Source organism: Maribacter spongiae (genome assembly GCF_047345125.1).
Taxonomy (GTDB): Bacteria; Bacteroidota; Bacteroidia; order Flavobacteriales; family Flavobacteriaceae; genus Maribacter.
The window spans coordinates 65,996-77,950 of sequence record NZ_JBLFEQ010000003.1 but is presented as its reverse complement, the minus strand read 5'-3'; the positions used below and the strand labels follow the sequence as shown (position 1 = coordinate 77,950).

The window sequence follows — 11,955 nt, the reverse complement described above, 5'->3', positions numbered from 1 at the left end:
TCCAAGAATAAAGGAATCGGGTATGATCCGTGCCTGTTCCGTATAAACCATGATGCCTAAACGAACACTATGTATTCTGACCATAATAGCAATTATATATGGTTTGTTTTTGAACATTATGATCCTTTAAGTTTTCTTAAAAAGGAAGGGTGGTTCTCTTAAATGTCTTATTTTTATAATATGGCTATGCAAATAAGAAAAGGATTTCGTTTTGTCCCTTACGAAGCCCCCGAACAAACTCCTTTTGAACGGCTTTTTGAAATTTTTCAGGAACTCATTACCCATACATCAGGTGATTTTGACGAGGCCATAGATTGGTTGCGGGAATTGGATGTGGAATATGAGCTTACGGACGAGAATTACACCATAGACGATTTTATAGAAGAGTTAAAGGCCAAAGGATATATACGTGAAGAATTTGAAGACGGTGGCGGAGAAATGGACAAAGAGGGTGATGAAGGGGGTAGTTCCGGGAATGGGACTATTTCCATAACGGCGAAAATGGAACGCATTATTCGCCAGCGTGCATTAGATCAAATTTTCGGTAAGCTCAAACGAAGTGGGGCAGGAAATCATAAGACAGGTAAGTCCGGGCAGGGGGACGAGCATACGGGCGATTTTAGGGAGTATCGGTACGGTGATGGTCTGGAACATATTTCCATGACGGAGAGCCTTAAAAATGCACAGGTGAACCATGGTATCGGCAATTTTTCGCTGAGCGAGGAGGATTTGGTGGTAGAGGATACCCAATATAAGGCCCAAATGAGTACCGTTCTCATGATCGATATCAGCCATAGCATGATCCTATATGGTGAAGATAGGATAACACCTGCCAAAAAAGTGGCCATGGCATTATCCGAATTGATCACTACCAGATATCCTAAGGACACCTTGGACATTTTAGTATTTGGGAACGATGCCTGGCCTATATCCATTAAAGAACTGCCTTATCTAAAAGTAGGCCCTTATCATACCAACACCGTCGCAGGATTGCAATTGGCCATGGATATGCTTCGTAGAAAACGTAATACCAACAAACAAATTTTTATGATTACCGACGGAAAACCGAGCTGTTTACGGCTTCCGGACGGTACTTATTATAAAAATAGCGTTGGTCTGGACGACCATATTGTGGAAAAATGTTACAATATGGCCCGGCAGGCCAGAAAACTCCATATTCCGATCACCACCTTTATGATCGCACAAGACCCCTATTTAATGCAGTTTATAAGGTACTTTACGGAAGCCAATAAAGGGAAGGCATTTTTTACCGGGCTCAAGGGACTGGGCGAAATGATATTTGAGGATTATGAATCTAATCGAAGAAAAAAGTTAAAGTAAAATACGAAGTTGAAATCTAATTGAACGAATACAATAACAGACTAGGTAAGGTGTTAGAACCAAGAAGAAAAACAATTCAGCTAAATAGCATGTCCCTTTCCTTTTGAATCCATAAAAAAATATGAAATTAAACCATAAAGAAATAACTACGCTCGGTGAACTTAAAAAATCGGGATATCAGACCAAAAGTATCCGGGATGAACTGCGCAATAACCTCAGGGAAAAAATAAAGCGGGGAGAGGAGACCTTTGGAGGTGTCTGGGGGTATGAAAATTCCGTGATTCCAGAATTGGAACGGGCCATTCTTTCCAGGCATAATATTAATCTATTGGGACTGCGGGGCCAGGCGAAAACAAGACTGGCGAGATTGATGGTGGACCTGTTGGACGAGTGGATACCCATTGTTGAAGGTTCGGAAATCAATGATGATCCCTTGCACCCCATATCTCGTTTTGCCCGGGAATCGATAGCGGAAAAAGGGGATAAAACCCCGATAAACTGGTTGCACAGGAGCGAACGTTTTTATGAAAAGTTAGCTACGCCAGATGTTACCGTTGCAGACTTAATAGGAGATGTAGACCCTATTAAAGCGGCCAATTTAAAGCTTTCTTATGCCGATGACCGCGTCATCCATTTTGGAATGATTCCCAGGGCCAATCGCTGTATTTTCGTAATCAATGAACTGCCGGACCTACAGGCCCGGATCCAGGTTTCGCTTTTCAATATTTTGGAGGAGGGCGATATTCAGATTCGCGGCTTTAAGTTACGTCTGCCCTTGGATATCCAATTTGTATTTACCGCGAACCCCGAAGATTATACCAACAGGGGAAGTATTGTAACCCCGCTAAAAGATCGGATCGGGTCTCAAATATTGACTCATTATCCCGAAAATATAGAAACGGCCCGAAAAATAACGGAGCAGGAATCCAATCTGGACACGAGGCAATCCAATACCGTGTACGTACCGGATATGGCCAAAAGTCTATTGGAGCAAATTAGTTTTGAAGCGCGCAATAGCGAGTATGTAGATGCTAAAAGTGGTGTAAGCGCAAGAACCAGCATCACGGCTTTTGAAAACCTGTTGAGTACGGCCGAACGTCGTGCCCTGTTGGTAGGTGCCGATAAAACAATGGTGCGTTTAAGTGATTTCCTTGGTGTAATACCTGCCATAACCGGAAAGATAGAATTGGTGTATGAAGGAGAGCAGGAGGGAGCGGATGGTGTTGCCGCCATTTTGATAGATAATGCCGTTAAAACCTTGTTTTCCACATATTTCCCAAAAATAAATAAGCTGGAACGAAAGAATGAGGAAACCCCTTATGACGGGTTGTTACAATGGTTTTTTCAGGGAGAGGGTTTTGAACTTTTGGACGATTTTACCGAAGAGGAATACAAACGGACCTTGAATAATGTACCCGAATTAAATGAACTTATAAAGAAATACCAACCGGATTTCCCCAAGGAAGACAGTTATTTTCTTAAAGAACTTTTACTTTGGGGGCTGGTGGCATATAAAAAATTGAGTAAAAACAGGTTTAGCGAAGGATATCGGCTCAAAGACCTTTATGGGGGATATATTAGCGGATTGTAATCATAGGATCGTTATTAGGCTCTGGAAATTCCAGCGGGCCTCTATGAAACAAAATTATCCTTCCCTCGACTGCTTAATAGGCTTCCTCATGGCAACGATTTTTTTCCGTTACCCTATATTTGATAGGCGGGTAAGTTAAAAGTAAAGGAGCTTCCTTCCCTAGGTTTGCTTAAAACGGTAATCGTGGTATCGTGCAAATCCATGATTTTTTTTACGATGGCCAATCCCAGGCCATAACCCTGTTGTTTTTTGGCACTTTTGTCCACTTGTTTATAGCGGTCAAAAATAAAAGGTTGTTCATTTACTGGGATTCCCGTACCGGTATCCGTAATGTTAATTACTATATTTTTACCTTTTTTAAGTAAACCGAGCGTAACCTTTCCATTAGGTTCTGTGTACTTAATGGCATTTTCGATTAAATTTTGTAAGGCCCTTTCAACTAAGCTCACATCGGCAAAGACCATACAGTTTTCCTCAGGATTGTCTAGTTGAAGGTCTATTTTCTTATGATCAGCCAAGACCTTGAATTTGGCAATAAGGTCGTGGGACAGCTCTGTAATGGAAAAGGGTTCTTTTATAGGGGTTACCTGTTCTGCTTCTAATTTTGAATAATCGAATAACTGATTGATCAAGTTGGATAGCTTATCGATATTATCGTGCGTTATTTGCAGATATTCCTGTTTTTGTTCTTCGGTAAGTGAATCTCGTTTGATCTGAAGTGTTTCTACATATCCCTTTAAAATGGCCAATGGTGTTCTTAAATCGTGGGATACATTGGCAATAAGCTCACGGCGAAGTGTATCTACGGATTTCATTTTATCCATATTCCCGACAATCGTATCGGCCATATCATTGAATGAATGGGCAAAAACTTCAATGTCCGACTCATTGGGATTTTCGATCCGCACATCCAAATCCCCCTCTTGAAACCTTCTTACCGTATTTATGATCAACCTGAGGTTTTTAGTTAGGAACCAAATGCTCAACATCCCAATAATAGCGGCAAACAACATGGTTAAAAGTGTCGTACCAATGCCCAGCTTGGTAAAATACTGCCCCAATAAATTATCACTGATAAGTTCAAATTCCTTACCGGCCAATATAATATAGATAAATCCTTCTTTCCCGTTTATATTGAAAGGAGCGGCCGAGAATATTTTTTTCTCACCAGGGTTCAAAGGGTCGTCCCCGGTAATATATTCGGTTCCTTTGGATCTGATAAATGAATTTATGGGTTCCAGATCCACGCGTCTAGCAGGTTCATTTTCTTTTTGTTCCAATACTACGGAATATTGAATCTCTCCAATATTGTTCAGCAAATAGACTTCGATACTCCGGTTAACCGCCATCATATCGTGCATTAAATCACCAAAAAGTTCCTTATTAACACTATCATCTTCCAAAAAGGGGGAAGTGTTCTGAAACTTTTCCTGTATAACGTGTTCGGCAACTTTGGCATTTACCTGCTGGGTTATGGCCTGATTATGCTTATTGGTCAGATATCCCGTAATAAAAATATAGGATGCACCCATTAAAATTACAAGAAGTACAAAGGCGGCCCATAGTTTTTTAACCAATCTTGGGGTCAGGGTTTTTTCTTTGATGCTCATCTTGTTTTGTCTTCATTAAATTTATAACCTACGCCCCAAGTCGTTAAGATATAACTTGGATTGGCCATGTCCGATTCTATTTTGGCCCTCAATCTATTAATGTGGGAATTAACGGTATGCTCATAACCTTCAAAATTATAGCCCCAAATCATGTTCAACAGTTCGGTTCGTGTATAGTTTCTTCCGGGATTGGAAGCCATTAGTACCAATAACTCAAATTCCTTGGGGGACAATTCCACTTTTTTATCTTCCAACAATACTTTTCTTTTATCAATATCTATCTGGAGCCCCTCGGCAGAAATTGCCGAAGAATCTTTTTCCTCTAAAGTCTTGGACGAAGTCCTGCGCATAACCGCTTTTATTCGTGCCAATAGTTCTCGAATGCTAAAGGGCTTGGTTATGTAATCGTCCGCTCCTATTTCCAGGCCCAGGACCCTATCTATTTCTTCGGATTTTGCGGTAAGCATAATTACGGGGGTATTCTTTTCGGACCGTAATCTTTTACATATTTCAACACCGTCTAAAGTGGGGAGTGTTAGATCCAAAAGAATCAGGTCATAGTCATTCTCCAAGGCTAGTTTAAGCCCTAGGGCACCATCCAATGCTTTGACCGGTCTATAACTTAAATCGGTCAAATGTATTTCCAGAAGTTTTAGAATTTCCGGATCGTCCTCAATAATTAGAATTTCTTTCATAATGGAATAAAACAAAGCACGTTAAAAAGTATCACATAAAGATCACGATAACAATAGGTTGAACATGAAATATGAATGTAATGAATACCTAATAAAGGTCAACGTTTTATAGACTTCCTTACAAAATTTAAAGTTGTGCCAATCTTAATCTTAAGTTAGAAGTAGTATTATATGATGATCGCTCCAAAAATAATTCTGGATTTAAGTAAGAAGGGATACTAATTCCAATTGTCCACATGTTGGTTCATATCATCGAACAGATAGGTGCCTACTATTTGTTTTCTAAAACTAAATGCCAGTAAGGTCAAGCCCAGTAGGAAAATGTGCAATATCATAATAAGGATTCCGAAAGGCAGGAAGGTTTGTGGCAAAAGGTAATCCTCATAATCCCCGTAAGACAGTAACATAAGCGCTACATCTACTAATTTGTATAAATAGACCAATAATATAATATAAAGGGAATACTCAAGATTTCTCATGGGAGGGTCACTCAATTCACCTTCTTTTATTTTGAACCACATAGCATACAAGAAAACAAAATGAACTACAGATAACAATGGAAAAATATAGTTGTCTATTCTTAAAAAGTAGAATTTGTTGGTATAAAGGCCGTAAAAACTAAAAACATCCAATACGATCAGTACAGTTATGGATATGATCAGTGTTCGTTTCCACGGAAAGATTCTTTTGATAAAATTCATTATAAATAGGCTTCTTGGTAGTCTTGGGGAACTACAATATAAATGAGTTCGATAAAGAACGATAACAAAACACCTTTTATTTTAAAAAAATCGATGAACAACATTTTATGTTGGTCAATCTCTTTGATCCGATGTGAAAATATAATAAATAAGTGATGAAAGATATTGGCCGAAGAAGGGGGCAATTGTCCCTTCTTCGGTCAGTACAATTAAAATAATGGAGATTACGAAAGCCAATTTTTAGCAGTGGCTTTCCTTGAAAAGAAAACAAGGAATAAGCTGATCAGTATTACAAAAATAGGCATGGCCATCCTGTCGGAACCTAAGACTTCAAAGGTATTGCTCAAAAAGAACATGTAAGTGTTATGGCCCAATACCCCGATCAATGAAACAATAAATAAGGGGGTAGCCCATTTTTTTCTTAACAACAGTGCAATACATCCTAAGGCACCGGCCCATACGGCAATTGCAAAAGCACCGGTTGCCCAGGCCGGTTGCGACTCGTACAACAGCCGTTCCGCCTGATCCATCTTTTCGAGGCTTTCGATACTCATATAGGCTTGTTGCAAATAGGCCATTACACCGGCCATATTCCAAAGAAGTGCCAAAGCACTAACGATCCAAAACCAGATCGGTGGTTTGTTAAGTGAATTTGTCATAGTTAAATGGTTTAAGTTATTTTGCAGATCAATGTACAAAAAAGAAATGATCGATCATCCCGAAAGGACAATAACTTACTTGTTATCAACAGAATGGCCCTGCATATAATATTAAAAAGATGGAACGCAAGCGTTTTTATTACTTGATTAGATTACAGTTTTTAGGGTTTAGGTATAGCGGTTGGCAAAAACAACCAGGGCAGCGCACTATAGAAGGAATGTTGCAAAAAACTTTAAAGTTTGTGTTGCCCGACAAGAAATTCAAAATATTGGCCTCCGGAAGAACGGATGCAAAAGTATCCGCCTTAAATGCGGTGTTTGAATTGTTTTTAGATGACGAACCCCTAACGGATCCTATAGAGTTCCTAAAAACATTCAATACGAATTTACCTCCTGATATTAGGGCTTTGGAAATAAAAACTACGACAAAGGATTTTAATGTTATTCAAGATAGCAAGATCAAGGAATATATATATCTTTTTTCCTTTGGGGAAAAGAATCATCCTTTTTCCGCACCCTTTCTAACCCATAGTATTGCGGATTTGGATCTGGACAGTATGCTCACGGCCGCAAAATTTTATGAAGGGGAACATGATTTTTCCAGTTACACGGCAAGGATCAAACCAAACACCAAGATACTAAGGGGTATTGAAAAATGTGAAATCGTGGAAAACACACTACTTACTGCCAATTTCTTTCCGGAAAAAAGCTACGCACTGATTGTTCGGGGCGAAGGTTTTATGCGCTATCAAATACGGATGATCATGGGGGCACTTTTTCAATTGGGCAAAGGAGAGCTTTCTATGGACGATATTAAAAAATCACTCCAACCCAATACGGATATTGTACTTACCTCCGTTGCCCCGGCTTCGGGTCTCATCCTTAACCGGGTACATTTTAAATAAATCTTTAGAAGCGGGTGTTTTGTTTACGGGATAATTTTTCAATCGAACAAATCCGAGGATAAATAACGATCTCCGCGGTCACAAACCACGGACACGATGACGCCTTTGTCCAGTTCGTTTGCCAACCGGAGCGCCACTGTTGCCGCACCCCCACTGCTCATTCCGGCAAAAATGCCTTCTTTCTTTGCCAACCTCCTGGCCATAGTGGAAGCTTCCTTTTCGCTAACTTCCATAATACGATCCACTTTACTGGCATCGAATATTTTAGGTAAATAGGCTCGGGGCCATTTTCGTATGCCGGGAATCCTGGAGTTGTCCGTAGGCTGTACACCAACAATTTGTACGTTCGTATCCTTTTCTTTTAGATAGGTAGAGGTTCCCATTATAGTGCCCGTGGTTCCCATGGAGGAAACAAAATGAGTGATGGTACCTTTCGTATCCTTCCAAATTTCGGGTCCCGTGGTATGGTAATGTGCCTTCCAATTGTCGGCATTGGCAAACTGGTTCAACATAATGCATCCGTCGTTCAGCACTTTATTCTCGGCATAGTCCCTTGCCCCTTCAATGCCCACACCGGAAGGGGTAAGCGTAACTTTGGCCCCATAGGCCCGCATGGTCTGTACACGTTCTTTCGTAGAATTTTCGGGCATTACCAGTTCTATGTCCAAGCCATAAATACCAGCTATCATGGCCAATGCGATACCCGTATTGCCACTTGTAGCCTCTATCAGCTTGTCCGTTGTTTTTATGCTTCCCTTGTCCAGACCGCTCTTTATCATATTAAGGGCCGCCCGATCTTTGACGCTTCCGCCGGGATTGTGCCCTTCCATTTTGAACAATACACTCACATTGGGGTTTGTATTCAATACACGGGAGGCTATAAGTGGGGTATTCCCGATCAATTCCAAAATGGATCTAGACATTTGGCGCGGTTTTAATTTTAATTTCAGGGGAATGAAAAACGGTGGAATGTGGAGGCACGGAAGAAGTTAACCATGCATTACCACCAATAACGCTGTGGGCACCAATAACCGTTTCACCACCTAAAATAGTGGCATTGGCATAAATGGTAACATTGTCCTCAATAGTAGGGTGCCTTTTGGTCCGCTGTAAATCCTTGGCTACGTAAAGACCGCCCAAAGTAACCCCCTGGTATATTTTCACGTCATTTTTTATAATGGCGGTCTCCCCTATAACGATACCCGTACCGTGATCTATATGGAACGCCCGGCCGATTTTAGCACCGGGGTTGATATCCACGCCTGTCTGTCTGTGTGCGTACTCGGTCATCAATCTTGGAACCAAGGGAAAACCAGCATCGTACAACTCATGGGCAAGCCTGTAAATGGCGATAGCATAAAAACCGGGATACGCCATGTACACTTCCTCGATGGATAAGGATGCGGGATCGCAATTTACGGTCGCTTCGGCATCCAGATTTAAACGTTCCAATACCTCGGGAAGCTTTTCCACATAATTCTCCCAAACTTTTTTGCAGGGTCTTTCACTTTCCCAACAGGCCAAACCGACTAAAACATCAAATTGGTTCTCCAATTTTTTTAGGTTGTCGGAAACCGGGGTTTCCATATCAAAAAGTGTATAAAAAAGTACGTTGGTGAAATTCTCTACCTGCTCCTTTAAGCGGAACCTAAGATTGGGCTGCTTTTTGTGCTGGTTGATTTTATCTATTATTGATCGGTGATCCATTACAATTGATTAGATTTCCAAAATTAACCAATAAATCCTATAGACTTTTAGACAAATGGTTAACTTTAGCTTAAAATAACAACTGTTAGGCTATATGATACACCCTATTATCACCAAAGAGGTATTTCAATTTTTAAACCAACTCAAAGAAAATAATAACCGCGAATGGTTCACGGAGAACAAAAAACAATTTAAGGTCCATGAAGGGGAGGTAAAAGTTTTTTTTAACGGATTATTGGAAGTTCTGAAAACCCATGATGAAATCGAAAAGCTAAAAGTATTCAGAATTTATAGGGATGTCCGATTTTCAAAAGATAAAACACCTTATAAATATAATTTTTCGGCTTCGTTTTCCAGAGCGGGAAACCATAGAAGGGGCGGGTATTATTTGCATATACAGCCCGAAGGTAGTTTTATTGCGACCGGATTCTGGAACCCGAACAAGGAAGACCTGTTCCGAATACGGAAAGAATGGGAGCAGGATGCGGATGAACTAAAGGAAATTATGACACAGAAGGACTTGAAATCTGTTTGGGGCACTATGATAGGGGATGAGGTCAAGACCGCTCCCAAAGGCTTTGACAAAACACACAAGAACATTGATCTGATCCGAAAAAAGCAATTTATTTTTGTACGGAATTTTTCGGATAAGGAAGTTTTGGACGAAAGCTTTATAATGGAGGTAAACAGGTCTTTTAAGGTAATCAGGCCTTATTTTGATCTAATGAGCAATATCCTTACCACAAATTTGAACGGAGAGTCCTTACTGGACTAATGCCATTCTTTCAAAATATTGAAGTTGATCTTGGATTCTTTTAATAACAAGGTTCATCATTCTTTTGTTCAATGCGGAGGAATTTTGAATATACCGTTCATATTCTTCAACGGTAAATTGCCCAATGATCATGCCTTTGAGCGCATTCCTGAATTTAATATCCTTCTGTATGGCGTTGGTAATATACTCCGATCGTTTTTCCAAAGTCAATTCATAAAAAGCATTTTTGGCCTTAACGATATAGTTTTGGAAAGAGGCCAATAAAAGATCGTTTTGCAATTTAATGATCGGGCGGAGGGTCTTATTCTGAAAATGCTCCTCCATACTCATATTGGGCACTATTCTGGCAGACGGAATTTCGGGACGAATCTGGAGCAACTGCTGGGACCTATCGTTCATTATACAAGGTTTGTATAAAGGTAATGAATATGCACATTGCCCTTTTTTAAGCCATAATTAGTTTTTAACGGGTTATGAACAGTGGTTTTAGACGGTTAAATAATTTTTTATAGCGACCCCAGCTTGTATGAAGACTAGGTATAGAACTCGTTCAAACTTTTTCAAAGGGCCAAAAAATGGTCCTTTTGTTCCTTGACCTTGTCATTTTTTCCTTTCGTAGCGGATATCATGATTTTTTAGTGGCGCTCCATTTTGCGGATGAAAACTTTTGCGCAAATCCGCGTCCAAGGTCTTATCAAACCCAAATTGTATAAGAATGATGTTCTTGCCGCGATGTTCAGATGGTTCAAAAGAATATTTTAAAAAATCCATACAGGTATTTTGTATAACATTTCTAATAGTTTTGCCTAACCTGTTATACAAAATACCTGTATGACTCATTTTATATAATCTCTTATACTATAAGGGATAGCGAATAATTCTTATTTTTGGAAAAACGGACATAAATACAGAGTTATTTATGTGTTGGCAATAATTTAAAAATCAAGTTCTGAAAGAGCACTTATACCATATAGAAACTGAAGACAACGAAAAAATCGCACTCTGGAAGTTAAGCCCTAAAACTAATTCTGAAAGGCATATTTTTTTAACTCACGGAACTTTCTCAAACCGAAAAATATGCTCTGGAATTGCCTCTCATTTGACCGAACAAGGCTTTACCTGTTGGTTAATGGAATGGCGAAATCACGGAGAAAGTTCTAAAAGCAAAAAGAAATTTGATTTTGAAACCATTGCAAAATATGACACCAAATCAACATTTGAATTTCTTTTCAATGACCAAAATATTGAAAATATAGATTGTTTAGCTCATAGTGGTGGCGGAATTGCTCTAACTATGCTTTTAATTAAAGACAAAAGCTATCACTCAAGAATTAACAGTATTACATTATTTGGAGTGCAAGCTTTCGGAGCAGGAACTGAATTTAATAATCGAATGAAAATTTTAGCGAGTAAATATTTGACAGCTTTGTTAGGAGTTGTTCCTGCTAAAACTGCTGGTTCAACTGAACACAGCGAAAGTTATTACACGATGAAACAATGGTTTGATTGGAATTTAAAACATAATTTCATTGGAGAAAACGGATTTGACTATTTGAGTAAAATGAATGAAATAAAAATTCCGATTTTATCAATATGCGCAAGTGGAGATAATTTTATTGCACCAAAAACTGGTTGCGAAAAATATCTAAATGCATTTGAAAATTCGCAAAACCATTTGATTTATCTATCAGAAGAAAATGGAAATCTTGAAAATTATAATCATAGTAGAATATTAAAATCACAAAATTCAAGAAAAGAAATCTGGCCAATTGTGACTGAATGGATTAATAAAAAAACTATTGCCAACAATGTATAACCGCAATTACGGCGGATTCGACTACGTCCGAATCCACTCGGAATTGCTAACGTCTGTGTCAAACCAAAAATTAACACATATTAACCCGTAACTGACGGTTATACGAGACCGTTGCCCACAATTAAAGAGCAACTTTCGCTTAATGAACTTTCATA

At 39.3% G+C, this 11,955-nt stretch carries 13 protein-coding genes; 5 read left to right on the top strand and 8 right to left on the bottom strand.

The window, feature by feature from the left end; translation table 11 throughout:
* Positions 1-180 precede the first annotated feature (180 nt).
* Positions 181-1,341, top strand: coding sequence for a vWA domain-containing protein (locus ACKWB9_RS05140; RefSeq protein ID WP_414001927.1), 1,161 nt, complete (start codon positions 181-183; stop codon positions 1,339-1,341).
* Between the two features lie 121 nt (positions 1,342-1,462).
* A complete protein-coding gene (locus ACKWB9_RS05135) occupies positions 1,463-2,932 on the top strand; it encodes a MoxR family ATPase (protein WP_414001926.1) in 1,470 nt (489 codons plus the stop codon).
* 113 nt (positions 2,933-3,045) lie between these two features.
* Here ACKWB9_RS05135 and ACKWB9_RS05130 read toward each other — a convergent pair whose 3' ends face one another.
* The 4 genes from ACKWB9_RS05130 to ACKWB9_RS05115 all read right to left on the bottom strand — a co-directional run bounded on the left by ACKWB9_RS05130 (position 3,046) and on the right by ACKWB9_RS05115 (position 6,597).
* A complete protein-coding gene (locus tag ACKWB9_RS05130; protein WP_414001925.1) occupies positions 3,046-4,542 on the bottom strand; it encodes a sensor histidine kinase in 1,497 nt (498 codons plus the stop codon).
* Positions 4,539-5,237 carry a response regulator gene (locus ACKWB9_RS05125; protein WP_414001924.1) on the bottom strand — a complete coding sequence of 233 codons (699 nt, stop codon included), beginning with the start codon at positions 5,235-5,237 and terminating at the stop codon, positions 4,539-4,541. The genes ACKWB9_RS05130 and ACKWB9_RS05125 overlap by 4 nt, the downstream gene beginning before the upstream one ends.
* A gap of 218 nt (positions 5,238-5,455) precedes the next feature.
* A complete protein-coding gene (locus tag ACKWB9_RS05120) occupies positions 5,456-5,938 on the bottom strand; it encodes a hypothetical protein (RefSeq protein WP_414001923.1) in 483 nt (160 codons plus the stop codon).
* A 224-nt stretch (positions 5,939-6,162) separates the two neighbouring features.
* Positions 6,163-6,597, bottom strand: coding sequence for a hypothetical protein (locus ACKWB9_RS05115; RefSeq protein ID WP_414001922.1), 435 nt, complete (start codon positions 6,595-6,597; stop codon positions 6,163-6,165).
* A 119-nt stretch (positions 6,598-6,716) separates the two neighbouring features.
* On the opposite strand from ACKWB9_RS05115, the gene ACKWB9_RS05110 reads away from it, so the two are divergent.
* Positions 6,717-7,502 (top strand): tRNA pseudouridine synthase A, encoded by a 786-nt coding sequence (locus ACKWB9_RS05110; protein WP_414001921.1) that lies wholly within the window; start codon positions 6,717-6,719, stop codon positions 7,500-7,502.
* A 38-nt stretch (positions 7,503-7,540) separates the two neighbouring features.
* On the opposite strand, the gene cysM is transcribed toward ACKWB9_RS05110, so the two are convergent.
* Positions 7,541-8,425: a cysteine synthase CysM gene (cysM, locus tag ACKWB9_RS05105; RefSeq protein WP_414001920.1), complete on the bottom strand. Its 885-nt coding sequence runs from the start codon at positions 8,423-8,425 to the stop codon at positions 7,541-7,543.
* The gene (epsC, locus tag ACKWB9_RS05100) at positions 8,418-9,209 is read right to left on the bottom strand and encodes a serine O-acetyltransferase EpsC (protein ID WP_414001919.1); all 792 of its coding nucleotides are present in this window, start codon (positions 9,207-9,209) and stop codon (positions 8,418-8,420) included. Before epsC ends, cysM begins: the two co-directional genes overlap by 8 nt.
* A 94-nt stretch (positions 9,210-9,303) precedes the next feature.
* Between epsC and ACKWB9_RS05095 the strand changes: the two genes are divergently transcribed.
* Entirely contained in the window at positions 9,304-9,984 is a 681-nt protein-coding gene (locus ACKWB9_RS05095; protein WP_414001917.1) for a DUF2461 domain-containing protein, read from the top strand.
* Here ACKWB9_RS05095 and ACKWB9_RS05090 read toward each other — a convergent pair.
* Both ACKWB9_RS05090 and ACKWB9_RS05085 read right to left on the bottom strand, forming a co-directional pair.
* Positions 9,973-10,383 (bottom strand): glyoxalase, encoded by a 411-nt coding sequence (locus ACKWB9_RS05090; protein WP_414001916.1) that lies wholly within the window; start codon positions 10,381-10,383, stop codon positions 9,973-9,975. The genes ACKWB9_RS05095 and ACKWB9_RS05090 overlap by 12 nt on opposite strands.
* A 201-nt stretch (positions 10,384-10,584) precedes the next feature.
* Positions 10,585-10,755, bottom strand: coding sequence for a hypothetical protein (locus ACKWB9_RS05085; protein WP_414001915.1), 171 nt, complete (start codon positions 10,753-10,755; stop codon positions 10,585-10,587).
* A 178-nt stretch (positions 10,756-10,933) separates the two neighbouring features.
* On the opposite strand from ACKWB9_RS05085, the gene ACKWB9_RS05080 reads away from it, so the two are divergent.
* The gene (locus ACKWB9_RS05080) at positions 10,934-11,800 is read left to right on the top strand and encodes an alpha/beta fold hydrolase (RefSeq protein ID WP_414002211.1); all 867 of its coding nucleotides are present in this window, start codon (positions 10,934-10,936) and stop codon (positions 11,798-11,800) included.
* Positions 11,801-11,955: the final 155 nt, after the last annotated feature.

Bases quoted from the DNA above. Each gene is read 5' to 3' on its own strand.
- ACKWB9_RS05085 (WP_414001915.1), bottom strand. From the start codon at position 10,755: ATGGATTTTTTAAAATATTCTTTTGAACCATCTGAACATCGCGGCAAG.
- ACKWB9_RS05115 (WP_414001922.1), bottom strand. From the start codon at position 6,597: ATGACAAATTCACTTAACAAACCACCGATCTGGTTTTGGATCGTTAGT.
- ACKWB9_RS05135 (WP_414001926.1), top strand. From the start codon at position 1,463: ATGAAATTAAACCATAAAGAAATAACTACGCTCGGTGAACTTAAAAAA.
- ACKWB9_RS05120 (WP_414001923.1), bottom strand. From the start codon at position 5,938: ATGAATTTTATCAAAAGAATCTTTCCGTGGAAACGAACACTGATCATA.
- epsC (WP_414001919.1), bottom strand. From the start codon at position 9,209: ATGGATCACCGATCAATAATAGATAAAATCAACCAGCACAAAAAGCAG.
- ACKWB9_RS05130 (WP_414001925.1), bottom strand. From the start codon at position 4,542: ATGAGCATCAAAGAAAAAACCCTGACCCCAAGATTGGTTAAAAAACTA.
- ACKWB9_RS05090 (WP_414001916.1), bottom strand. From the start codon at position 10,383: ATGAACGATAGGTCCCAGCAGTTGCTCCAGATTCGTCCCGAAATTCCG.
- ACKWB9_RS05125 (WP_414001924.1), bottom strand. From the start codon at position 5,237: ATGAAAGAAATTCTAATTATTGAGGACGATCCGGAAATTCTAAAACTT.
- cysM (WP_414001920.1), bottom strand. From the start codon at position 8,425: ATGTCTAGATCCATTTTGGAATTGATCGGGAATACCCCACTTATAGCC.
- ACKWB9_RS05140 (WP_414001927.1), top strand. From the start codon at position 181: ATGGCTATGCAAATAAGAAAAGGATTTCGTTTTGTCCCTTACGAAGCC.
- ACKWB9_RS05110 (WP_414001921.1), top strand. From the start codon at position 6,717: ATGGAACGCAAGCGTTTTTATTACTTGATTAGATTACAGTTTTTAGGG.
- ACKWB9_RS05095 (WP_414001917.1), top strand. From the start codon at position 9,304: ATGATACACCCTATTATCACCAAAGAGGTATTTCAATTTTTAAACCAA.